The sequence below is a fragment of the Oceanococcus atlanticus genome (assembly GCF_002088235.1).
Classification (GTDB): Bacteria; Pseudomonadota; Gammaproteobacteria; order Nevskiales; family Oceanococcaceae; genus Oceanococcus; species Oceanococcus atlanticus.
On record NZ_AQQV01000001.1, the window covers coordinates 640310 to 662729 of the forward strand.

General features: G+C 57.1%; 20 protein-coding genes and 2 tRNA genes. 6 read left to right on the forward strand and 16 right to left on the reverse strand.

The window, feature by feature from the left end:
- Positions 1-49: 49 nt before the first annotated feature.
- The 6 genes from ATO7_RS02990 to ATO7_RS03010 all read right to left on the reverse strand — a co-directional run bounded on the left by ATO7_RS02990 (position 50) and on the right by ATO7_RS03010 (position 4780).
- Positions 50-316 carry a hypothetical protein gene (locus tag ATO7_RS02990; RefSeq protein ID WP_083559416.1) on the reverse strand — a complete coding sequence of 89 codons (267 nt, stop codon included), beginning with the start codon at positions 314-316 and terminating at the stop codon, positions 50-52.
- Between the two features lie 58 nt (positions 317-374).
- The gene (locus ATO7_RS02995; protein WP_146680120.1) at positions 375-758 is read right to left on the reverse strand and encodes a hypothetical protein; all 384 of its coding nucleotides are present in this window, start codon (positions 756-758) and stop codon (positions 375-377) included.
- 27 nt (positions 759-785) lie between these two features.
- Positions 786-1901 (reverse strand): copper resistance protein B, encoded by a 1116-nt coding sequence (locus ATO7_RS03000; protein WP_206044773.1) that lies wholly within the window; start codon positions 1899-1901, stop codon positions 786-788.
- The gene (locus ATO7_RS03005; RefSeq protein WP_456238503.1) at positions 1894-3717 is read right to left on the reverse strand and encodes a copper resistance system multicopper oxidase; all 1824 of its coding nucleotides are present in this window, start codon (positions 3715-3717) and stop codon (positions 1894-1896) included. Before ATO7_RS03005 ends, ATO7_RS03000 begins: the two co-directional genes overlap by 8 nt.
- Positions 3718-3732: 15 nt before the next feature.
- Positions 3733-4164, reverse strand: a complete 432-nt coding sequence (locus ATO7_RS16720; RefSeq protein ID WP_158523015.1) for a hypothetical protein — start codon at positions 4162-4164, stop codon at positions 3733-3735.
- A 289-nt stretch (positions 4165-4453) separates the two neighbouring features.
- Positions 4454-4780, reverse strand: coding sequence for a DDE-type integrase/transposase/recombinase (locus tag ATO7_RS03010; protein WP_083559419.1), 327 nt, complete (start codon positions 4778-4780; stop codon positions 4454-4456).
- A gap of 114 nt (positions 4781-4894) precedes the next feature.
- Between ATO7_RS03010 and ATO7_RS03015 the strand changes: the two genes are divergently transcribed.
- A complete protein-coding gene (locus tag ATO7_RS03015) occupies positions 4895-5227 on the forward strand; it encodes a YnfA family protein (RefSeq protein WP_083559420.1) in 333 nt (110 codons plus the stop codon).
- 18 nt (positions 5228-5245) lie between these two features.
- Here ATO7_RS03015 and ATO7_RS03020 read toward each other — a convergent pair whose 3' ends face one another.
- From ATO7_RS03020 to ATO7_RS03045, 6 genes are all read right to left on the reverse strand, one after another.
- Positions 5246-6223, reverse strand: a complete 978-nt coding sequence (locus ATO7_RS03020; RefSeq protein WP_083559421.1) for a rhodanese-like domain-containing protein — start codon at positions 6221-6223, stop codon at positions 5246-5248.
- On the reverse strand, positions 6220-6861 hold the full coding sequence (locus ATO7_RS03025) for a cation transporter (RefSeq protein ID WP_083559422.1): 642 nt from the start codon (positions 6859-6861) through the stop codon (positions 6220-6222). Before ATO7_RS03025 ends, ATO7_RS03020 begins: the two co-directional genes overlap by 4 nt.
- Positions 6858-10028, reverse strand: a complete 3171-nt coding sequence (locus ATO7_RS03030) for an efflux RND transporter permease subunit (RefSeq protein WP_083559423.1) — start codon at positions 10026-10028, stop codon at positions 6858-6860. Before ATO7_RS03030 ends, ATO7_RS03025 begins: the two co-directional genes overlap by 4 nt.
- A 9-nt stretch (positions 10029-10037) precedes the next feature.
- Positions 10038-10730, reverse strand: a complete 693-nt coding sequence (locus tag ATO7_RS03035; protein WP_158523016.1) for an efflux RND transporter periplasmic adaptor subunit — start codon at positions 10728-10730, stop codon at positions 10038-10040.
- Positions 10731-10956: 226 nt separating this feature from the next.
- Positions 10957-12282, reverse strand: a complete 1326-nt coding sequence (locus ATO7_RS03040) for a TolC family protein (protein WP_083559425.1) — start codon at positions 12280-12282, stop codon at positions 10957-10959.
- A 48-nt stretch (positions 12283-12330) separates the two neighbouring features.
- On the reverse strand, positions 12331-12711 hold the full coding sequence (locus ATO7_RS03045; RefSeq protein ID WP_146680122.1) for a hypothetical protein: 381 nt from the start codon (positions 12709-12711) through the stop codon (positions 12331-12333).
- Between the two features lie 141 nt (positions 12712-12852).
- Here ATO7_RS03045 and ATO7_RS03050 point away from each other — a divergent pair, with 141 nt between their 5' ends.
- The 3 genes from ATO7_RS03050 to ATO7_RS03060 all read left to right on the forward strand — a co-directional run bounded on the left by ATO7_RS03050 (position 12853) and on the right by ATO7_RS03060 (position 14820).
- Complete coding sequence (locus ATO7_RS03050; RefSeq protein WP_083559427.1) at positions 12853-13350, forward strand: methyltransferase family protein; 498 nt, start codon at positions 12853-12855, stop codon at positions 13348-13350.
- A 3-nt stretch (positions 13351-13353) separates the two neighbouring features.
- The gene (locus tag ATO7_RS03055) at positions 13354-14265 is read left to right on the forward strand and encodes a cation diffusion facilitator family transporter (RefSeq protein WP_083559428.1); all 912 of its coding nucleotides are present in this window, start codon (positions 13354-13356) and stop codon (positions 14263-14265) included.
- A 93-nt stretch (positions 14266-14358) separates the two neighbouring features.
- Positions 14359-14820, forward strand: coding sequence for a hypothetical protein (locus tag ATO7_RS03060; protein ID WP_083559429.1), 462 nt, complete (start codon positions 14359-14361; stop codon positions 14818-14820).
- A gap of 434 nt (positions 14821-15254) precedes the next feature.
- On the opposite strand, the gene ATO7_RS03065 is transcribed toward ATO7_RS03060, so the two are convergent.
- Positions 15255-15344, reverse strand: a tRNA-Ser gene (locus ATO7_RS03065).
- Positions 15345-15439: 95 nt separating this feature from the next.
- Between ATO7_RS03065 and ATO7_RS03070 the strand changes: the two genes are divergently transcribed.
- Together ATO7_RS03070 and pdxH are read left to right on the forward strand one after the other, a co-directional pair.
- The gene (locus ATO7_RS03070) at positions 15440-16393 is read left to right on the forward strand and encodes a chorismate transformation enzyme, FkbO/Hyg5 family (RefSeq protein ID WP_083559430.1); all 954 of its coding nucleotides are present in this window, start codon (positions 15440-15442) and stop codon (positions 16391-16393) included.
- Positions 16390-16989, forward strand: a complete 600-nt coding sequence (gene pdxH / locus ATO7_RS03075; RefSeq protein WP_083559431.1) for a pyridoxamine 5'-phosphate oxidase — start codon at positions 16390-16392, stop codon at positions 16987-16989. Before ATO7_RS03070 ends, pdxH begins: the two co-directional genes overlap by 4 nt.
- 47 nt (positions 16990-17036) lie before the next feature.
- On the opposite strand, the gene ATO7_RS03080 is transcribed toward pdxH, so the two are convergent.
- From ATO7_RS03080 to ATO7_RS03090, 3 genes are all read right to left on the reverse strand, one after another.
- Positions 17037-17112, reverse strand: a tRNA-Thr gene (locus tag ATO7_RS03080).
- A 30-nt stretch (positions 17113-17142) separates the two neighbouring features.
- Positions 17143-17562, reverse strand: coding sequence for a type IV pilin protein (locus ATO7_RS03085; RefSeq protein ID WP_083559432.1), 420 nt, complete (start codon positions 17560-17562; stop codon positions 17143-17145).
- Positions 17562-22412 carry a VWA domain-containing protein gene (locus ATO7_RS03090; protein ID WP_083559433.1) on the reverse strand — a complete coding sequence of 1617 codons (4851 nt, stop codon included), beginning with the start codon at positions 22410-22412 and terminating at the stop codon, positions 17562-17564. The genes ATO7_RS03085 and ATO7_RS03090 overlap by 1 nt, the downstream gene beginning before the upstream one ends.
- Positions 22413-22420 lie beyond the last annotated feature (8 nt).

Below are 22420 nucleotides of genomic sequence, written 5' to 3' on the forward strand. Positions count from 1 at the left end.
CACCCCGATAAGCGCGCTACCGGCCATGCCATAAATGAAATTTTTCATTTTAATGCTCGTGTTGGTGCTGATGTTCGTGGGATGGCTGCTGATCGCTGGCCGATGAGTCGGCTTTATTTTTATCTGCGCAGGCCTGCTTCATCTTCATCATCTGCTCATGCTCTTGATCGTTCATCCTGCTCATTTCCGTCGCAGAGTGATTCATCGCGCAGGGGTCGGATGGGGCGGCTGGCGCCTCATGTTGGTGTCCTTCCCCAGCCAGCACCGCGCCGCTTGCAAAGAGAAGCGTCGCTAAAGTGATTTTTAAGTTCTTCATGATGTTTTCCTCATATTTTGATGTCTTTGCGATATCGCAATGTGAGCGACTCGCTCTTTCATTGCGTATTCGCAGCTTGTTTAAAGGTCACTTGCAATGGGTCGCGTGACGGCAAATTCAGGGTCACGATAATTCGCCTCACCTCGGACCAAGACCAGACGTCGTTTAAAGCAAAAGACTCCGCCAACTGATCCAGCTGGACCGTCCTTGTTTGCTCATACCCCCAAATCAGGGCTCGCCCGGTAGCTCCTTCAATACGTACAGCACGATCCTGTTTGTCACGCACATACAAGCGGCTTGGCTGCGGGTCTGCCACCCATTCAAGGCGCAGACCACCCACCGTTTGCACCTGGCCGCCGTGTTGTGCGCGCGCCGGCCTGAAGCTGTCTGGGCCGTGAGCCCAGACGCTCGAGAACAAATTCGCTACGACGAGTGCGAGCATGCTTAGATTCATTTTGGCAGCCATGCGCTAAAACCACATCCGTAGGCCCACTACTGCCGTCAGCTCAGAGATATCGCCACCCCCGGCCTTGATGAGATCGGCGGTGTTGCCCAAACTGCGTGACCAATTCAAGCCCACATAGGGTGCAAATTCGCGTCGGATTTCATAACGCAGGCGCAGCCCGGCCTCCATATCTGAAAATCCAGCACCTATGCCATTTTCTAGGTCACGTTGACCATAGGCATTGATCTCAACCAGCGGTTGCAGGATCAGCCGATTGGTCAGCAGCAGCTCATACTCTGCTTCAAGTCGCGCCGCCGTTTGTCCTTGCTCACCCGCGTACAGGGTCAGTTGGGTTTCAAACCAATACGGTGCCAAGCCTTGGATGCCCACGGCCGCGTAGGTCCGTCCTGGTCCGGGCTCAAAGTCCTGGCGTATGCCCGCCACCACGTCCCACCAGCGAGAAATGGCTCGACCATAAAGCAAGTGCATCTCGGCGGCTTCGAACTCACCGTTGCTACGCTCGCCTTCACTACGCCACCACAAGCGATTCAGGTCGTAGCCCAGCCAACCGCTGATATCCCAGACGCCGCGATCACCTTCTTCCGCATCCTGCCATTCCAGCTGATCAACCAGGAGATAGCCGAGTAGTGGCGTATCCATGTGCTTGCGCAAGTCCATACCATCCAGATCAGGAAAAGCTTCGGCGAGAGCTGCAGCGGTCGGTGGTGGCAGTTCCGGGCCGTACTTTTGCGCAGCAGGCTCACTGGCGGCCTTCATGCCTTGATGTTGCCCATGGCCCACCGGAGACGCTTGTTTCGCCATCGGCATAAGGTGTCCCGCATGAGGATTGGACGGCGTATCCGCCATCGGCATGGCATGCCCCGCGTGTGGGTCCGCTGCCGATTGTGGAGCTACCATCCGATGCCCTGCATGCGGATCGGCGGTGGCTTTTGGCATCGACATTTGGTGATGCGCATGCGGATCTGGCGCTACCGTTGGCGTTGGCGTTGGCGCCGCTGTTGGCATGGACATGTTGTGATGCGCGTGTGGATCAACACCCGGTACCTGTTCTGCGTACAGATTTTGTCCCCATATCATTAGCACGACGCTCAAGCCGATACTTTTCATAAAATTAAACATCGATCCGTACCTCCCGGAACATGCCCGCCTCCATGTGGAACAGCAGGTGACAGTGATAGGCCCAGCGGCCCAGGGCATCCGCACGCACGCGGTAGCTGCGCTGGGTGCCCGGCGGCATGTTGATCGTGTGTTTACGCACCCCGAAACTGCCGTCGGCGTGTTCCAGATCGCTCCAAACACCGTGCAAATGTATGGGATGCTCCATCATGGTGTCGTTCACGAGCGTGATGCGCACACGCTCACCGTACTTCAGCTTAAGCGGCTCCGAATCGGCAAATTTGATTCCATTGAAGGACCAAATGTAGCGCTCCATGTGGCCGGTCAGGTGCAACTCAATTTCGCGGCTGGGGTCGCGGCCATCCGGGTCGGCAAAAAGACTTTTGAGATCGGCGTAAGTCAGTACGCGGCGGCCGTTATTCCGCAAACCGATGCCGGGATCGTCCAGGCGATGTTGTGGCGCCATCGTTTGCATGTCGACACCAGGATTGCCCATCTCGGAGGCTGGATGAGCAAGCATCGCCGCCATGCCGTGGCCGCCGTGGTTCATACCGGACATCGCCATTTTGGAATGATCCATTCCGGCCATATCCATCCCAGGCATATCCATTTCGCCCATGGGCGCAGCCTTGGCCCCATGGCCCATACCGCCGTGCCCCATATCCGCCATGGTCAGCAACGGGCGTGGGTCCAGTGGTGGAATCGCCGCGCTGAGGCCAGGCTGTGGCGACAAAGTGCCACGGGCAAAGCCGCTGCGATCAGATGACTGGGCAAAGATCGTATACGGCTCATTTTGATCCGGCTCTACGATCACATCGTAGGTTTCAGCGACGCCGATGCGGAATTCATCCACCGTCACGGGATGTACGTACTGACCATCAGCCGCCACCACAGTCATCTTCAAACCGGGGATGCGCACATCGAAAAAGCTCATCGCCGCGCCGTTGATAAAGCGCAAACGTATTTTTTCACCGCGTTTGAACAGACCCGTCCAGTTCGCCGCCGGCGTCGCACCGTTCACCAAATAGGTATATGTGTAGGCCGAAACATCAGCAAGATCGGTCGGCATCATGCGCATGTCGCCCCACATGGCCCGGTTTTCTATTGTGGCGCCCAAGCCATTTTTGCGTGCGTCACGCAAAAAATCGCCAGCGGTTTGCTGATTGAAGTTGTAGTAATCGGACATCTTCTTCAGCTTGGCGAACACGTGATGTGGGTTCTCGTCGCTCCAGTCCGACAGCATCACCACATAGTCGCGGTCATAGAGGAAGGGTTCAGGCTCGCGAGGTGCGACAACAATCGCCCCATACATGCCGGTCTGCTCCTGAAAGCCGGAATGACTGTGATACCAGTAGGTGCCACTCTGTTTGAGCTTGAACTGATAGGTGTAGGTTTCACCCGGCGGAATGCCTTTGAAAGATAGCCCCGGCACCCCATCCATATTCGCCGGCAGCAAAATGCCGTGCCAATGAATTGAGCTCGTTTCGGCCATCGTATTGGTCACGCGCAAGGTGACCGTATCCCCTTCGCGCCAATGCAAAGTTGGGGCGGGTATCGAGCCGTTTATGGTGGTCGCGATACGCTCGTTTCCGGTGAAATTGACCCGCTGCTCGCCGATGCGCAGATCGAACTCGGTTCCCCTCAGATGCTGAGGATCACCGGCATCCAACAAGTTGAGGGACTGGGCCCAAACGGGCGCGCCACATAGACTGGCAGCACCACCGGCGGCCAGGCCCTGCACGAAACGGCGGCGCACGGGATTAAAAATAGTCGACATACTCTGTCTCCAAACAAGAATGAAATCACCAGCGTTACGCAAACGCCGGCGGCACAATCAAATCAGGAGCGAGGCTGGAGGCCTTAAGAGTCGAAACGGATGAGCCGGCAAAGGGGTTGTGGCCAGTTGCGATGTAGAGACCGCCGAATCGAATGAAACGCTCTCAATCACTTGCTGCATAGGCAGCGGCATATTCCCCAATTGCACGCAGGCGCTCAAGCAACTGACATCGTGCTCGTCAGACATGCCTGAGCCATCATTCACAGTGCTGTTTTCAACCGATGCATGATCGTCACAGTGCTCCATCGTATGACTTGCTGCAGCCACAACAATGGTGGATTGCGCAGCTGGCGGGCAGCACAAAGCCGCCGCTTGGCTGACTGGCAACCAGGCCATAAGCGCAATCATGACTATGTGGAGACTTGCCTTCATCGTATCTGCACTGAAATCTGCCCCCAGCATAAACCATGGACCCGCATCCAGGGTCAAGTCCTTACAACTTGGCTGGGGTTAATTTCCAACACAAGAAGGATTGTAGCCCTTCCAGAGTTTCCTCCGGAAACTGGCATTTCATACTTGTCGTTTTCGCGAGTTTACTCCCACACAAGCACTATTCGCGCTGACAAATTCCTTATTTATTGGCATTGTCACAGTAAAACTATCGATGTGCGAAATGGCACATCACCCTGCCGTTCAGGCGCAACTCGCCTGCCATTGCTGATTCGATCGGCTTCGGGCCAACTTGTAGTTTTCCCGACTTAAGAGATGCCGCTCATTGTTAACGTGATTGTGAATCTTGGAATGTACTGAAACGAATTTTTGCAGCGAACCCATCGACAGGAACCGCTGCATCGAACGCTCTCGTCGACGAAACGGCTGGCGTGACATCCGCCCGATCGTTCGCTCCCTTGTCCGAAACGTGATTCCCCGAATACTCTAAAACTCGCAATGCCTCTCGGTAAGATCCCAGTTTGTCGGTCACCATTTTCATTGGTAACCCATGCCGCTTCAGAAGTTTTCGCATTAGATGCAAAGCCGCTTGGCGATCTCGTTTTTTAGTAACCACGTAATCGATGATCTCGCCCTCATGATCAACCGTACGCATCAGGCTTGTGTACGAGTCACTGCTTTGGCAGTCAACACCTAATCAGCCCATAGCTTTTCGTGGAGGTACACTTTCGTAGCCTTAGTGACGAAATCATCTGAGCCTTAGACAAAAATGGAAATTTTCAAAACATTCGGACTTTTTGTCCTGACCGCGATTGCCGAGATTGTTGGCTGCTATTTGCCCTATCTCTGGCTCAAGCATGGCCACAGCATTTGGCTGCTGGTTCCGGCGGCCTGCAGCTTTGCCCTGTTCGCCTGGCTTCTCACCTTGCATCCACACGCTGCCGGGCGCGTTTACGCGGCCTATGGTGGTGTCTATGTCAGCGTGGCGCTGGTGTGGCTCTGGGCGGTCGATTCTATCCGCCCCACAGCGACCGACTTGATTGGAGTCGGTGTCTGCCTAGTTGGCATGGGCATCATTATGTTTGGTGCACGGACCACTTAAAACGTCAGAGCATCGAAATCAGCAGGTCCACACTGACACCGTTTGCTTGAAGCCCTTCAAACTGACCTTTTCTCTTTGCATCTCAAAGCCTGCGACCAAATCCGGATCACTACCCGCCGCCAGATCCAGGACTTCACGGGCCGTTGCAATCTGGCCGGGTTTGGCGATTTTCTGAAGTCGTGCCGCAGCATGGACTGCCGGCCCCACAAGTAGCAACGAGCGGCGGACATGATTGCCAACGTAGCCCGCCAGCAGTTCCCCGAAGGCCAAACCGAATCGGGCTTCCGGGATAGCATTGCCATTTGCCCGTTCGGCATTGAGACGGTCCCGAATCGCGAACGCGGCCGGCAGTGCTTCACCGACTCCTGCGAAGTACAACAAGGCGCCGTCGCCTTCGAAGTCACGGACATCACCGCAATGGGCGACGCCTTCCTCGACGACGACCGTCATGAATTCCTGAATCGCTTCGAATGCCGCTTTGGGATCCTGCGATTCAATCAGGCTGGTGGAATCGACAATATCGACAAAAAGTACCGCGAGCTTGCGACGGACAGGCAAGGATTCCCCCGCCAGCCATGATTGCTCGGCAATTGGCCGCTCCGCATCGGCGGTCAGTCGTGGTGCCATCTGCCAGGGCAGTTTGGCACCTGCGTTTGTGTCGATAAGCTCGACTGCAAAGCCGGCCTCGCGCCAAGTTGGCAGGCCGCCCTCCAGCACGGTGACATGTTCATAGCCCGCAGCTATGAGCCAAAGCGCGACACGCACACTGGAAGCATCCCCATCGCAGACGCAGTACACCGCGATGGGCCTTGATCGATCGCAATCCGGAATCTGAATGGCATGAGCGTCCAGATATAGGGGCACGGCGCCACGAATCCCTCGCGGTTCGCGAGCGAAGGCAGCTTTACGCCGCGCATCAAGTACCAGGGCCGAGCCTGATTCAGCCATGCGGGCAAAAGCCTGTGAGGACAACTTGGAAAAGGCCTTGGCTGTCATGATGGTGAATCACCAGCCGGTGAGCACTCATCATCCGTCCTGCATTCATCTTCCTTTTGGGCTTCACGAAGAATACGGATACCTCCGCGAAGCACGATCAGCGCCACAACCGAACCGATCACAAGGTCCGGCCAGCGTGAGCCGGTGGCCACCACAAGAATCCCGGCCAGGATGACGCCGCTGTTGGCTATTACATCGTTCGCGGAAAAGATCCAGGCGGCCCGCATATGAACCTCGCCATCACGGTGTTTTCGGATCAGCCACAGGCAGGTGACATTGGCCACCAACGCCACAATGGCCACCGCAATCATCCAGTCGCCTAAAGGCTCGCTGCCCAGCACGCCGCGCCTGGCGACATCCAGCAGCACCATCCCGGCCAGCGCAATCTGCAACCAGCCGGACAGCCTCGCGGCTGTCCGTTTGATACTGGCGGCACGCCCTACGGCATACAGGCTGGTGGCATAGACCAGCGCGTCTGCGAGCATGTCCAAGGAATCGGCAATCAGGCCGGTGGATTGCCCAATCCAGCCGAGCAAAAACTCCACTACAAACATCACGCCATTGATCGCCAGCAAAGCGATCAGCACGCGCCGCTCGGCCTGGTTTTTCGCCTCGAATTCGCAGCCGCAATCACTCATCGCGCACCTTCCTCTGTTTCCTGAAATTCCACCAACTCTTCCTCCCGCCCATGCACGATGCGGTACAGCGCGGGAAGCAACAGCAATGTCAACAGGGTCGATGATACGATGCCACCGATCACCACCGTGGCCAGCGGGCGCTGCACCTCCGCTCCTGTTCCGACGTTCAATGCCATGGGCACAAAGCCCAAGCTCGCCACCAAAGCGGTCATGAGAACTGGTCGTAGCCGAGTCATAGCACCCTGCACAATGGCGACTTCAAGCCCCTGCCCCTCATGCCGCAGTTCACGAATGAATGACAGCATGACCAAGCCGTTGAGCACCGCGACCCCCGACAGCGCGATGAAACCGACGCCGGCAGAGATCGACAGCGGCATGTCACGCAGCCAGAGCATGGCAACACCGCCAGTCAATGCCAATGGCACACCAGTAAAGATGATCAGCGCATCCTTCAGTGAGCCAAAGGCCATCAGCAGCAGACCCAGTATGAGCAGCAGCGTGACCGGTACGACGATGGACAGTCGCTGACTGGCTGATTGCAGTTGCTCGAAGGTGCCGCCGTAATCCAGCCAGTAACCTGCGGGTAACTCGACTTGCGTCGTGATGCGTTGCTGAACCTCTTCCACAAACGAACCGAGGTCGCGTCCGCGCACATTGGCGGTCACCACCACGCGCCGTTTGCCATTCTCGCGACTGATCTGGGCCGGTGCCGGGGCCAGCTCGATGCGAGCGACTTCACCCAGCGGGATGTAATGGGCACCGTCGCTGTTTTCACTCACGCCAGGCAGCAGCAACGGCAGTCGCTCAAGCACGGCCGTGTCCTGACGCAAGCGTTCAGGCAGACGCACAACCAGCTCGAAACGCCGGTCGCCGTCGAAGATCAGACCGGCGGAAGTGCCGCCCACTGCGGTGGCTACCAGATCCTGTACCGCCTGCACATTGAGACCGTAGCGTGCCAATGCGGACCGGTCCGGAATCACTGACAGCACCGGCAACCCACTGACTTGCTCAACGCGCACATCAGCCGCGCCATCAATGCCTTGCACCACGCTTTGGATCGCCTGTGCACTGCTGAGCAATTGCTCCAGGTCATCACCAAACACCTTGATGCCCAGATCCGCACGCACGCCCGAGATCAACTCATTAAAGCGCAACTGTATAGGCTGGGAAAATTCATAGTTGTTACCCACCAGTTCATTCAAGGCCTGCTCCATCTGTTCGACCAGCTCGGTTTTGGGCAGGTCAGGATTCGGCCACTGATCACGTGGCTTGAGCATCACGTAGCCATCGGCAATGTTCGGCGGCATTGGGTCGGTGGCCACTTCGGCTGTTCCCACTCGTGCGAATGCAATCTCCACCTGTGGAAATTCGCCGATGCGTTTTTCGACCTGCGCCTGTAACGCCAATGATTGCTCCAGCCCGGTACCGGTGATACGCAAGGCCTGCACCGCAATATCACCCTCATCCAGCTGAGGCACGAACTCCGAGCCCAGCGTCGTTGCCAGCCATCCGCTGGCCACAACCAGCGCAGTCGCCCCAGCCACCAAGGCCCAGCGCAGTTTCAAGGCCCCCTTGAGCAATGGCTCATAGGCCTGCTTGGCTGCGCGCATCAGCAAATTTTCTTGCTCGGCCACCGGCCCACGCATAAACACCGCCACGGCGGCCGGCACCAAGGTCAATGACAGCAGCATTGCGGCCAGTAAAGCCATGACGACGGTTGCCGCCATCGGGTGGAACATCTTGCCCTCAACGCCGCTAAGCGAAAAGATCGGGATGTAAACCACGGTGATGATGCCGACGCCAAACAGGCTGGGCCGAATCACCTCGCTGGTGGCGGTGTACACCACGTTCAGGCGTTCCTTAAGCGCCAGCTGACGTTCGCGAATGCCGCTCTGCGCTTCCGACAAGCGACGAATGCAGTTTTCCACCACGATGACCGCGCCATCAACAATGAGACCGAAGTCCAACGCGCCCAGGCTCATCAGATTGGCCGATACGCCGGTGCGGACCATGCCGGTCACGGTGGCCAGCATCGCCAGCGGAATCACGGCGGCGGTGATCAGCGCCGCACGGACGTTACCCAGCAGCAAAAACAGCACAACGATCACCAACAATGCACCTTCCAGCAGGTTCTTCTGCACCGTGGCGATGGCTTTATCGACCAGTGTCGTGCGGTCATACAAGGGCTGAATGAAAACACCGTCCGGCAGGGACCGATTGATCACTTCAAGGCGCTGTGCCACATCGCGGGCCACAGCCCGTGAGTTTTCGCCAAGCAGCATCATCGCAGTGCCGAGCACCGCTTCCTCGCCAGCCACCGTGGCAGCCCCCGAACGCAATTCGCGGCCCAGACCCACGTCGGCCAAATCACGCACCAACACCGGCACGCCCTCGCGGTGGCTGACCACGACCTGTTCAATATCCGCGATGGTCTCCAACCTGCCGGGGGAGCGCACCAGCAATTGTTGGCCGTTGCGTTCGATATAACCGGCACCACGATTGTCGTTATTGCTCCTCAGCGCCGCGCTGAGATCTTCCATCGACAGGCCCCAAGCCAGCAGCTTTTGTGGGTCAGGCAATACGTGATACTGCTTGTCGAAGCCGCCAATGCTGTTGACCTCGGCGACGCCTGGCGTGAGCACCAATTGTGGGCGAATAATCCACTCCTGGACTTCACGCAGACCCATCGCATCCCAGGGCCGGCCATCGGCCATTACCGCACCCTGTTCAGCACGCACCGCGTACATATAAATTTCACCCAGGCCGCTACTGATCGGCCCCATTTCGGGCTCCAGACCGGGTGGCAGCTGGCTACGAACCGCAGACAGCCGTTCGTTGATCAGATGGCGCGCAAAGTACAGATCGGTGCCTTCCTCGAAGACCACGGTCACCTGCGACAAGGCATAGCGCGATAGTGATCGCGTGTAGGCCAGACTCGGCAGGCCAGACAGGGCCGTCTCCACAGGAAAGGTCACCCGCTGCTCGGTTTCCAGCGGCGAATAGCCGGGTGCAGCGGTATTGATTTGCACCTGCACATTGGTGATATCCGGCACCGCATCAATAGGTAGGGATTGGTAACTCCAGACACCAATACCGATCCAGACCAGCATCAGGGCGAGTATCAGCCAGCGCTGCTCGACGGCAGCGCGAACGATTGAATTGATCATGACCGCCCCTTAGTGATCGTGCTCGGCACTGGATTTCTCCAGCTCGGCTTTCAGCAAGTAGCTGTTCGTCGTCACATAGCGCGCACCTGGTTCCAGGCCGCCCAGTACCTCGGTCATGCGACCATCGCTGTGGCCCAAGGTCAGTGGGTGAGCTTCAAAGCGCTGACCGTCCTGCACAAAAACGGCACGCTGGCCTTCAATGTCCTGCAAACTCAGGTTTTCAATGACGAGATTGGCCGGCGTTTCAGCGGTGACAATCTCAGCCCGAACGGTGCTTTCTGGCACCCAGCGACCATCTGGGTTTTCCAGCACCACACGCGCACTTCGCGCAGGGCCATGATCGGCAGCCGGGGCGATCCAGTCGATGACGCCCTCAGCTTGCACGTTGTCGCCAAAGAGCATGACGGTCTGGCCAACCTCGACGGCTGATGCTTGCGATGGAAACACCGCCAGCTGGGCCCAGACTTTAGAGTAATCCGCGATGCGCAGCAGCGGCCGACCAGCGGTCGCTTCGCCGGCCGAGGCCATGCGATCAACCACGGTGCCGTCAATCGGTGCGAGCAGCTTGTAGGGCCGCAGGCTGTCATCGGCTTCCACGGTAGCGATCACATCCCCTTGAGACACGTTCTGACCAATGTCCGGGCGCAGCTCCAATATCTGGCCGGGGTAGCGGGCGTGCACAACGGCCGTACGGGATGGCATTGCTTCAATCCGACCATAGACTGGTAACGTCTGGCGCAATGTGCCAGGGCCAGCCGTGGAGATTTCCAACTTCGCCAAGGCGATTTGTGCTTCGTTGAGTTCAATGGTGTCACCTTCATCATGATGATCACCCTGTGCGTCATTCGATGCGAAAGCACCGGGAGCCCATCCTGCTGCGATCAGTGCCAATGACGTCGCGAACAGGCTTGCAGCGACAAGGGTTTTCTTAGTGGTCATGGTTTTGATCCTTGTGTTCTTTTGCTGAGTCACCATCGGCGGCGGTCAGTGCCGCGCCGGCCAGGCGCTCCAGTTCAATACGGTTGAGGTGTGCGCGACGGGCGGCATCAAGCAATGCCAGCCGTGCGTCGATGAGTTCTTGCCTGGCCGCGATCAAGTCCAGATAGCTGTATCGGCCGGCACGATAGGCCTCACGGGTATTGCTCAGCGCCGATTCCAACCTTGGGATAACGGCATCACGCAGCGCCGCAAAGGCTTCGATGGCATGCCTGCGATGCTGCCAGGCTTCGTACAGGGTGGCCCGCGCTGCAATCCGCGCTGTTTGGGTATCGAAGCGTGCGGCTTCATGTCGCGCGCTGGCAGCATCAATATCACCCCGTGCCCGGCGCCCTGAGAACAAAGGAATGCTGAGTCCAGCCACCAAGCCTGTGCTGTCAGAACCTTCCAGCCGACGGACACCGGCCTGCCAGCGCACATCACCGCGCGACGTGGACTGAGCCAGTCGCAGATTGGCAGCCTGGATGCGTTCCTGGCTCGCTAATTGCTGCAAGTCGGGACTCTGTTCCAGGGTCTTGATCAAGGGTTCGAAGGCACCGGCCCGTCCCGTATGAAACAGCGCATCATCATCCACGCGCTGGAAATCCGGCGAGGTCTCACCCCAGAGCGCGGCCAGCTTGACCTTGAGCGTGGGAATCTGATGTTCGACATGGCCCGCCTCGACGGCGGCACGGGCGGTTGCGGCCTGAGCGCGGTGCAATTCCGCCTGCGGTGCGCGACCCCGCTCAACCCGCTGGCTGACTGTTTTTTCGGCTTGACGCGCCAGCGATTCTGCGCGCCGGGCAACCTCCAGCTCCTGCTGGAGCGCGGCCAATTTGACGAACAAACGTGCCGCTTCGGCCTGGACATCGAGCAGCTGTGTCCGGCGCGTAGCGGCAAGCAGGGCCTCTTTGGCGTCAACGATGGCGATCCGGGATTCAGGCCGGCCGCCCAGCTCAACAACACCCGACAACGCCAGGGTCAATTCAATATTGCGGGTGCCCTGTGCTTCATTGGAGCCGCCGAATTCGTCCGCTTCCGCAGAGAGTTCCATTGGCGGTTTGAGACCAGCTGACGCGCGGTCGCCGGATAGGGCTTTCAGGCGCGGTGCGTAAGCCATCAAAGAAGGGTTGTGTTCGGTCACCCGGCGTACGGTTTCCCGCAACGTTAGGGTGTCTGTGATTTGCGCTTGCGCTTGGCCCACAGAAAGCCAAATCAGACCGGCGACATATAGCCCCGACCGAGAGAGAAAACCAAGCATGGTGACTCCAGAAATCATTGCGCCAACCGGCGCTGGAAGGTGCCGTGATAGCACCTGCGATGATGACTAGAGGCTTAGAGGTGGCGCTCTGGCGGGGGGCGGAAGACCGGTCGCGTTCCGTTTGCGTGACGCTACCCGCTCCACCGGAATGTCGCTGACCTGTGAGAACAGCAGCAAACCCAGAATGCCCACAACAACAATCGCGAGCAGCTGGGCATCATCCAGATCAAGCAACTTGGCCAGCACACCGTCGCCCACTTCAACTCGGGTATCCACACAGGATTCTTCTGCACAGGATTCACTCGCATGCACGAGCGCGTCGGCATGCGATTCCTGAAGGCAGTCGATATCGCCGTCTGAACACGCATGTGCATGCACACCCACAACCTGACCGACCAGCAAGAAGATGGTCAGCAGCCAAGTGAGTCTGTGGGGCGAGTTAAGCACGAAGTGAGGAATTATTCTTTGGATGTGAACAGACCCATATTATCTCAAGTCGTTCCAATACATTTGTCATAAGGGAAATTCGGGCTCGACCACTTGGCCTCAGCTTGACCTTAGACCTGACTCCAGACTTATTGTTATGTCATGAATGACCATTTTCTGAACACCCGCGTGCCGCCATTGGCCTTAGTAATTATTGCTGCATTGATCATGTGGTTGACCAAGCTTGCCTTGCCGCCGCTTTGGTTTCCGCAACATTTCGATGCAGTCGCCAATGTCAACAAGTTTGCAGCCATCGCTTTGGGACTGCTCACGCCCCTGCTTGGCGTCATCCAATTTCGACGCGCGCAAACGACGGTGGATCCGCGCAGCCCTGAAAAAAGCGCATCGCTTGTTACTGGCGGCATCTACCGATTCAGCCGCAATCCGATGTATGTCGGTTTCGTACTCTGGCTTTTGGCGTTGTCGTTACAGCTAGAGCAATTGTGGTCCATGGCTCTAATCCCGATTTTCGTGGGCTACATGAATCGCTTTCAGATCAAGCCAGAGGAACAGATGCTTGCTGCTCATTTTGGCAACGATTACCTGGACTACTGCGAGCGTGTTCCAAGATGGCTCGGGCTGTCCAAAGGAGCCGCTTAGACCATGGCTCATGATCACAAACATCCAGCTGACAGCCGCAAAACCCTGTTGTTGGCACTTTGCATCACCGGCGGGTTTGCTGTTGTTGAACTCGTCGGAGGATTGCTGGCGAACTCGCTGGCTTTGATTGGAGACGCAGGCCATATGGCAACGGACGCGCTGGCACTGGGGCTCGGCGCGTTGGCCGCCGCGATAAGTCGAATTGGCGCCACTGCACGCTACTCTTACGGCTTGCGTCGCGCTGAAGTCCTGGGCGCATTCATCAATGTGTTGTTCATGTTTGGCGTCGTAGTGTGGATCGTTATTGAGGCCATTGAGCGTGTGCAGGAGCCCGTTACAGTCGCCGGACCGACCGTCATGGTAATTGCCGCCATAGGCTTGATCATCAATCTGGTGGTATTCCGGATACTGCATGCGGGCGAGCAGACCCTGAACACGCGTGGGGCCCTGCTACACGTACTCGGTGATCTGCTGGGTTCAGTGGCCGCACTGGGTGCCGGCCTCATTGTCTGGCTGACCGACTGGATGCTGATCGACCCGTTGCTTTCCTTATTGGTCTGCGGCCTGATCCTGCTCTCATCGACTCGGGTTTTGCTCGATTCCGTGCACGTTATGATGGAAGGTGTACCGCCTGAACTTTCACTTTCAGACGTTGGTGAATCAATGGCTGGAGCGCATCCTGACATCATGCAGATTCATGACCTGCACATCTGGCGACTGTCCTCCGACATGACCGCACTCTCTGCTCATGTGGTGCTTCGCGAAAGTAGCCGATGGCCAGATGTACTGAACGATCTGCGGACCCGCTTGCACACACAGTACGGCATCTCGCACATCACCATTCAGCCAGAAATGGCCGACGAACAGATCGTTGTGCCAGCGAATGATTTACCGCCCATGGGTCGTAACGAATGATGGCAACGACTATCAATCTTGCTGCCAAGCAGCATTGATCCCAATGATCACGCTCGTCGGCTTTCGGAAAGTGACCTGACACAGGAATAGCCCGTGCAAACTATTAGTTTTTCAAGCGACCTGCCGGTAAAGGCTGATGAGATTCTCGCCACGCTAACAATGCACGGCGTGAACGCTGAGCTTCGCCCGCTCATACGGATGACGGCACCAAAAGCATATTCAGGACGAAGCATCCTTGATTGGTCCGAGCAGCAAAAGCTGTTTGACTGCTGGATACTGCTGTTTGGGTTCCTACCTATCGATAGGCACTCGTTTTACTTCGACGTCATTGATGAGCATGAAGGGTTTTCAGAGCATTCCACATCGTGGACCAATAAATATTGGAAGCATGACCGCAGGGTTGCCTCGCAGGAATCAGGGTGCCGAGTAGTCGATACTGTGAGGTACAAATCCAGAATTCCGCTCATGGACTTGTTGCTCAAGCCAGCATATCGACTGGTCTTCTGGCTTCGCCATAGGAACCTTCGCGCAAAATACGGAGGACAAGCTACTTAGCACTTGTCACGAGCTGGGCTCAAACGATCAATAGCATATGCATTTGGCACGAGGCCATCATTGAGCTGCGTATTCCAAAAAGCCGCTGTGGGACATGGCTGAACGACTATGCTTCTGCCCTGAGCCAATGACCGCTTGCGGGAAGCTAGACACCCACCCACATAGGTCTGGGAACTTCAGCTCTGGGTCGCATCCAGCGGTTCGCGCATGACACCACTGCCCCGCTTCAAGCAAATGCCTCAGCCATGGAGCTCAACTCCGGGAAAAATTGGGCCATATATGGGCCATGCGAATGGTGACCTGCCGTGCAATGGGCCATATTTGGGCCAAGCTGAGTCACGCTCTGTCACGCGATGTCATGCATAAGAAAAGCGCGAGGCCCTTGATTAAACTGAGAAAACCCAGAAAACCACGGCGTTTCGCGCTTTGGTATATGGCGGAGAGAGAGGGATTCGAACCCTCGAAGGGCTTGCACCCTTGCCGGTTTTCAAGACCGGTGCATTCAACCACTCTGCCACCTCTCCGCGGGTCTGAACGTGGTTCGCGCGAGCATTCTACCTATCTCACGGCATGAAGGTGAAGCGATCCGACTCAGCAACACGATATACTGGCGCATTCCATGAACGATTGTGTGTCGATGCCGGGTCACCTGCGCGTCGGGCTTGGCGAGACCATGCCCGCTGCTAACGAATATCTTCTCAGTCAGGTGCTGTATTCAACCGCCCGACACCAGTCATCGGCGCCTCAGCTATGGCCGCTTGGCCTAGAACCCCTCAGTGGCCCCAGCCACGAAAGCTGGTTCGTGGATTCGCCAGTGCAGACACGTGAAGAACTTGGGTTTGGCATACGAGACTCCGCGCACTGGGCCTGGCTCGGCTACGAGCTAGACTGTTGCGACGACACAGACTTCTCCAGCCTGGCGCATGAGCTTTTCCTGCGTTTACATCGTGTCTGCCAAAGTCTGGGAAAAACCCACGTCGCGCGTGTCTGGGCCGTGATACCGGACATCCACCGCGGCGCCGGTGACCAGGAGCGCTACAAGCAGTTCTGCCTGGGCCGTTACGATGCGTACACCGAGCTGGGGGTCACCGCAGCAGCGTTTCCCGCCGCAACCGTGATCGGCGGTCATACGGAAGTTCTTCGCGTGCATGTGCTCGCCGGACATGAGCCCGGCTTGCCGGTGGAAAACCCACGGCAAACTTCAGCGTATCGCTACCCCCGAGAGTACGGACCGCGCAGCCCAACGTTCAGCCGGGCCATGAAGCTTGGCGCCACAACCTTAGTCTCCGGCACAGCCGCCATTCGCGGCGCCGACAGCCGTCATCCCAGCGATACCGCCGCCCAGATCCGCGAGATTGCACAGAACCTGCGCAGTCTGCAGCAGGCTGCCGGCACGGCACAAACAAGCCCGCTGAACTACGCGCGCCTGTATCTGCGTTCAGAACATGACCTGAATACTTTAAATGAGGCGTGCCAGAACACCTGGGCCGATAGCCAACGGTGGCCGGTCTTGAAAGCTGACATCTGCCGTGAAAACTTACGCTGTGAAATCGAAACGGTATTTTCCGCATGAGCACATTTGATAATCCCCCATCTGCGCCTATTGAGTGGCTGCAAACCTGGCTGGATGAGGCCACAAAGCTATCGCTCAACGAACCCATGGCGATGAATCTGGCCACCGCCGACGAGCAGAACCGGCTCAGTAGCCGCATCGTGTTGTTCAAAGGCTTCAAGCATGAAGACATCTGCTTCTTCACCAACTACAACAGCCGAAAAGGCGTTCAGCTGGAAAAGTGCCCTACTGCTGCGCTGTGCTTCTGGTGGGATGAATTGATGCGACAAATCAGAATCGAAGGCGTATGCCACAAGCTGCCGAACGAAGATTCAGATGCGTACTTCGCCTCACGCGCGCGTGGCAGCCAGCTGGGCGCGTGGGCCTCACAGCAAAGCCAGGCTGTGGATTCACGGCAAACCCTTGAGGCCGCCTACGCGGAGCAGGAACAGCGCTTTGCTCAGGCCGATGTTAGCCGCCCACCGCACTGGGGCGGCTACCACCTTTCAATTTCGCGCATCGAATTCTGGCAAGGGCGGGACCATCGCTTTCATGACCGCATGGTCTATATCCGCCAAGCAGACAAGCAGTGGCAACATCAGCGCCTGCAACCCTGAAAACAAAAAGGCCGACGTAAGTCGGCCTTTTTGCATGACAACTGAGCTGGTGCCCGAAAGAGGATTCGAACCTCCGACCTACTGATTACGAATCAGTTGCTCTACCGACTGAGCTATTCGGGCACGGGGCGGCGATTATAGAGAGTAAATGCGCTAGCGCCAACAATAGGACAGCGGTTTAGAGGCACCACTCAGCCCCCGCGTGCCGCTCTGATCCAAGGTGAAGTTGCCGCAGGGATCAGCAGACTGATCCCCATAGCGAGACGCCGTGATCGTGTATGTACTGCCCGTCAGGTTTCCCAGCGAGAGCGAGTAGTACTTGGCATTCCCATCCAGTGGCGATTTATCCGGGTAGATTCCAGGGACCGCCGCACCCGCGTAAGTCCCGTTGTTGGCGCGGTAGCGCTCCAGCGCATTGGCCAGACCCATGATCGCCCCTTGCGCATCCACACGCCGCGTCTTGCGCACATGCTCGGTATACGACGGATACGCGATGGCAGCGAGGATGCCAATGATGGCGACCACAATCATGATTTCAATCATGGTGAACCCACGGCTGAATCGACCTTTCATCAATCTCTCCAGAACGTCTTGTGCGTCAACAGCGTGTCATCCAAGGGATAACACATCGGGCCAATACACACGACTGGCTCGTTGGGCAGGCCACCATCGTCACGCGGCGGGAAGAAAATCGCCGGATCTGGCGGAATGCTGCCCTGTGGCATTTCGAAATCACGGTCCTTGGTCGGTGGATCATCCGAGAAACGGCGCGGCCCCAGATTCAAAACGTCCAAGAAGTAGGTGCGCGCAATACCCTCGCCCGCCTGACAGGGATTGCCAGTACTTTGACCCGGTTGGAAGGTCGAGAAGATGATGGTGTTGGAGAAGGTCTGCGACGTGGTCAACACCTTTTCACCGTCTCGCATGTCGATGTAGCCACCACGCGCGCGCCCGTACTTGACCTGGCCTTCCTCGGTATTATCCGTGGCATCGACCAGCTCGGACTCGCTGATAGCACCGAGTGTGATGTTCTCCTCATCGGTGTCGATATAACCGTCCAGATCCACATCGAAGTCCTGCTGCCGCTGGAAGTACGGCAAGCGATAGTCAGCGGCGATGATCACCTCGGAAACCGGCGCAACGTCGTAATCCTTGAGGACATAGAAGCGGTCCTGCACCCCCTCCTCAAGAGGGTGTGCGCGGTACCCGGAACCGATCGACAAGGTCAGCAGCGGATCCTGGTCCGGGAACTGGATATATGCTGCGTCGACATCGTTATAGAAACGGCGATTGTTGGCGGCATCGCTACCACCCAAGGTGGCATACAAATACCCCTTGGCCATATCGGTCACACCCGTATTCTTCTTGAAGAAATCAAAGCGGAATACCTTGCCATTGGTGTCTGCAACGTACATGCGATCGATGACATCGTCTTCATCCAGGTCAATCGCACGTGGCGTTCCCGGAATACTCGCTTTCATGTCGGTCATGGGCAGGATCGGGCTGTTTGCCAGATTGCCGGCACTCCAGATCAAACTGCCGGTGTCCAGATCAACCATGTAGACCATCTGCCCAACGCTGTCGGTGATCGGCGCCGATTCAGGCGTATCCTGGGCCACATCGTATCCGCCACCGAAAATCGCAACCTTCTTCACCGAAGCCCCGATCTGGACCTTGGCAATTTGCGGTGTTGACCAGGACTGCCCCAGGCCGGAGAAGCCCGTGCTTGAAGGGGTGATCACCCACTTAACCTTGGGTTGGTTGCGCGTCGAAATATCCAGCGCGTAGTACATCGCACCACCACGCCGCATACCCACGATCAGCATCTTGGCACCGGATTCCGTTGTCGTGCTCACAATCGGGCCATCAACACCGTATGGACGATTCTTGTGCGAGCCGCGATTCAGATAATAGGGGTAGAAGTTGCCAAGCAGTTCCTTGGGTACGAAGGCAAATTCTTCCTGCAGCGTACGACTGCTGAAGGCGTGCAGATAGCCCTGATTGCTGCCCATGAAAATCTGCAAATCCGGATTGGTCTCTGAACCACCGTAATCCACTACAACCGGTTCGGAGTGCAGCGGGTCACCCAGCGAATGGCGTGCGTCGGTTTTCGACCCATCCGAATCTTCGTCCAGCACATCAATACCGCGCGCCCAATTGAGGACCAGCTTACGCAGATTCGATGCATCGGCTTCGCCATCCACACCCAGCGCGTTCGTGGTGATATTGGTGTTGTCCGGGTGGACCCGGTTACCGTTGTCGGTCAAGTTATTCCCAGCCACATTGGTGTACACCTTGCGTGTGGCGGTCAAATGCTCGGAAGCCCCGCCGTCGGTGACGCTGCCGCCATCGTCCGTGCTAGAGAAATAACTCCTGGCATCCTCATAGAAGAACCCGGTTGTGGGATCAACGGCCTCATTGCCGTCGGCATCCAGAATCACTTCCGTGCCCTCTTCACCACTCAGCTTGAAGCGCTTCAGGTTGCCCGGCCACAACGGCTCTGAGCTGGGCTGGAAAAGGGCAAAGTAAAGCTGATCAAGATGGCTCAGACGATTGTAGGAGTTGATCGTGACAGCCGGCGCCACAAAGGTCGTGTTCTTATCCAGAATGTCTGCCACGATCCCTTTGAAAATCTGCACCAGATCATCGGAGTCTCCGGCCTCGAAGAAGTCACCGCCACCTGCAAATGCAACGTCCTTGAGGAACTCGGCACCGGAAACACCGCTACCTACATCACCAAAACCAATGGTGTAGGTGGTAATCGTCTGGTCACCATCCAGCGTCGAGGATTGATCGTTCTTGAACAGGAACTCGGCCAAATCCACACCGCAACCACCGTTGCTCGCGCCATAGCAGGAGTTCTTACCGATCAGCTGATGAATCAGGCCGTTTTCGGTGTTGTTGTTCGGCTCACCATCGGACAGCAGCACAATGTTGTTGGACTGGCACGCCTGATCCATCGGCGTGCGGTAGACCGGATTGCCATCAATGTGCTGGTTGGAACAATCAGAATCATTCGGATTGTCATCCGAGCAACCGCTTGGATTGTCCTGCTCGCCGCCGGTGTAGGTGGAACAATGGCTGATCCTCATCTTGTTCGCACTGGGCAAATCATCCTGGCCGGAGTTGCCCTGACCAATGAACTCACCAGAACCACGCGTGCGCCCGAAGAAGACATTCTCACCACGGTAGTAGTACGCCGCCTCGGTCAGAACCTCAGCAAGCGGGGTATAGCCCACGTGATCAAAATCGCCGACGATATCGATCAAACGTTCGCGCACTGTTTCAAACAAGGCCCCCGAATCCGGATCACCACCGCGCGCCAATATCGACAAACGTGGCGCCTGCGAAGCCGATGTGGAGGTCACCGCACCGCGGCGGCTGCCTGATTTCTGCTTGATGAAGAACAGGATCGAGTTGCCGGGCTCCCAGCCCGTCAGATCAACAATCTCTTGAACAACATCCTTGAGATTGGGCGACACGTACGAGTCACCTTCGTTCCATACATCCATCGTCCAGGTCACGCCATTGGTGTGACCACTGTCAAAGCGATCATCCAGCTCGTCATCGTCGCCTTTGATCGCATCCGCGTTGTCGACCAATTCGGCATAAACCTCAACTTCTGAGGCTGCCGTCGCATCATCCAATGCAGTGAACTCGATGCGGGCATCCAGGATTTCAGCATCCTGCAGCACACGAATGTTGTTGAAGCGCAGACCAATGTAAGGGTTTTCCTGAATATCCAGATCAGGACTGCTCATACGGACATTGCCGCCGCTTTCTTCCTCGGCGTCGTCATCGTCATCATCGATCTGATAGAAGACGCTCTGAGCCTGACAACCCGTGTCAATTTGTGGATCGCTGGTGTCCAGCGTCACATTGAATTCAGGCAACGCGGAACTGTTGGTCAACAGCGTTTCAAAAACACGCGTTGCCGCATTGCCGCTCTCCGGGTCAACCAGGAAACTGATCGCCGAGCCGCCACACCAGTCAGACTGGTTGGCGATTTCCTGCACGATGTCAGTGACGTCGATATCAACCGCCTGCCCGGCTACCCACGCATAACTATCAAAATCAACACTTTCAGTCGTCTTGCTACGCGAGGACAAATTGCTGTTGGTCGCGGCAAATTCAGCCGAATTGTCGGATTTCTCGCCATAAAGCGTCATGTCGGCGGTGCCGACCTCGGTGCCCGCGGGTGTAACGGTCAAGGTTGCCGAGCTCACCGTCGTGCCTTGCGGAATGTTAACCCCGTTGAAGCGCAGACCAGCCATCGCCGGCTCCGAGACTATGGGACCAGTTGAGTAGCTGATGGTCAGCGCGGGTCTGCGACTTTGCGAGTTACCACTTCCATCATATGACCACACCGAAAAATGGCCGCCATCCGCATCAAAAAGCAAGGTCAGCGCATTGCCATCCTGCCAGCCCGGCCGGTCGACGATTTCCTGAAGCACAGGGGCAAGATTCGGTGTGCTGATGATGGCATCACGCCCATTGTCGACAAACACGCCATTGCCAACCCAGTCGACCCGCTCTGAGGTCCTGTTGTTGAACAGGTTGTCGAAATTCCACCCTCCGTTGATGCGGGATGAATTATCAACATCATGGGCATAAATGTCGATGTCCGTATTGCTCTGATGCTGACCGTTGTAGTCGGTCTGAGCGAAGGTGACTCGGGCATCGACAATCGTTGCCCCCTGCGGAATCGCTACGCTGGGGAAACGCACACCCGAATCGACGTCACCAAGATCAAGATCATCATCGCTGGTGTAGTACTCGCTGGCATCACCACTCGAATCGTTCTCGTCCTCATCGTCGTCGTAACGATTGGTGGGGAACAGCGGGCCAATAGTGGTCGAAGCCCCGCCACCAACACCGGTACCGCCGCTGGCACCGCCAGCCACCAGGACTGCATCGTTGACAACCACAGTCCCGGAAGTCTTGAGCTCGAATGCCCACTCACCAGAATCTTCGGCGTAGCCAACAATCGGCGGGCGCGTGCTACCACCGCCAGTATCTGCCACGGAACAACTGCCCAGCTTTTCAACCCCCGCAGCGGAGGCCTCAATGTGTGAAACCGGCCAAAGCACCGGGCCACCCTCATCGTCGGACAGACGCATAAGGCCAACATTCACATTCTGGTTCATCTGCTGTAGCAGCTGAACCAGGGCATCCTGTACCCGCTCAAGGCGGTCTTTGGATTTCCCGTCCGTCCCATTCATGGAACCCGAGGTGTCCATGATGAACATGATATTCGGGCGGACGGTTTGATTGTCTGTCACATCGACTGGCGGGAAAAACACTTCCGTGTCATCCGCGATAACAGATCCGGACCAGGCTGCTGAGGCCACCGTAATTGCGGCCGCAGTAAAGTGGGCCAAACGCCCCTTTACGCCATGTACTGTGTGAGTGCTGTGTGTCATATCTGCAC

Coding starts and splice junctions, on each gene's coding strand:
- ATO7_RS02990 (WP_083559416.1), bottom strand. CDS start 316: ATGAAGAACTTAAAAATCACTTTAGCGACGCTTCTCTTTGCAAGCGGC.
- ATO7_RS02995 (WP_146680120.1), bottom strand. CDS start 758: ATGCTCGCACTCGTCGTAGCGAATTTGTTCTCGAGCGTCTGGGCTCAC.
- ATO7_RS03000 (WP_206044773.1), bottom strand. CDS start 1,901: ATGTTTAATTTTATGAAAAGTATCGGCTTGAGCGTCGTGCTAATGATA.
- ATO7_RS03010 (WP_083559419.1), bottom strand. CDS start 4,780: ATGCGTACGGTTGATCATGAGGGCGAGATCATCGATTACGTGGTTACT.
- ATO7_RS03015 (WP_083559420.1), top strand. CDS start 4,895: ATGGAAATTTTCAAAACATTCGGACTTTTTGTCCTGACCGCGATTGCC.
- ATO7_RS03020 (WP_083559421.1), bottom strand. CDS start 6,223: ATGACAGCCAAGGCCTTTTCCAAGTTGTCCTCACAGGCTTTTGCCCGC.
- ATO7_RS03025 (WP_083559422.1), bottom strand. CDS start 6,861: ATGAGTGATTGCGGCTGCGAATTCGAGGCGAAAAACCAGGCCGAGCGG.
- ATO7_RS03030 (WP_083559423.1), bottom strand. CDS start 10,028: ATGATCAATTCAATCGTTCGCGCTGCCGTCGAGCAGCGCTGGCTGATA.
- ATO7_RS03035 (WP_158523016.1), bottom strand. CDS start 10,730: ATGCCATCCCGTACGGCCGTTGTGCACGCCCGCTACCCCGGCCAGATA.
- ATO7_RS03040 (WP_083559425.1), bottom strand. CDS start 12,282: ATGATTTCTGGAGTCACCATGCTTGGTTTTCTCTCTCGGTCGGGGCTA.
- ATO7_RS03050 (WP_083559427.1), top strand. CDS start 12,853: ATGAATGACCATTTTCTGAACACCCGCGTGCCGCCATTGGCCTTAGTA.
- ATO7_RS03055 (WP_083559428.1), top strand. CDS start 13,354: ATGGCTCATGATCACAAACATCCAGCTGACAGCCGCAAAACCCTGTTG.
- ATO7_RS03070 (WP_083559430.1), top strand. CDS start 15,440: ATGAACGATTGTGTGTCGATGCCGGGTCACCTGCGCGTCGGGCTTGGC.
- pdxH (WP_083559431.1), top strand. CDS start 16,390: ATGAGCACATTTGATAATCCCCCATCTGCGCCTATTGAGTGGCTGCAA.
- ATO7_RS03085 (WP_083559432.1), bottom strand. CDS start 17,562: ATGAAAGGTCGATTCAGCCGTGGGTTCACCATGATTGAAATCATGATT.
- ATO7_RS03090 (WP_083559433.1), bottom strand. CDS start 22,412: ATGACACACAGCACTCACACAGTACATGGCGTAAAGGGGCGTTTGGCC.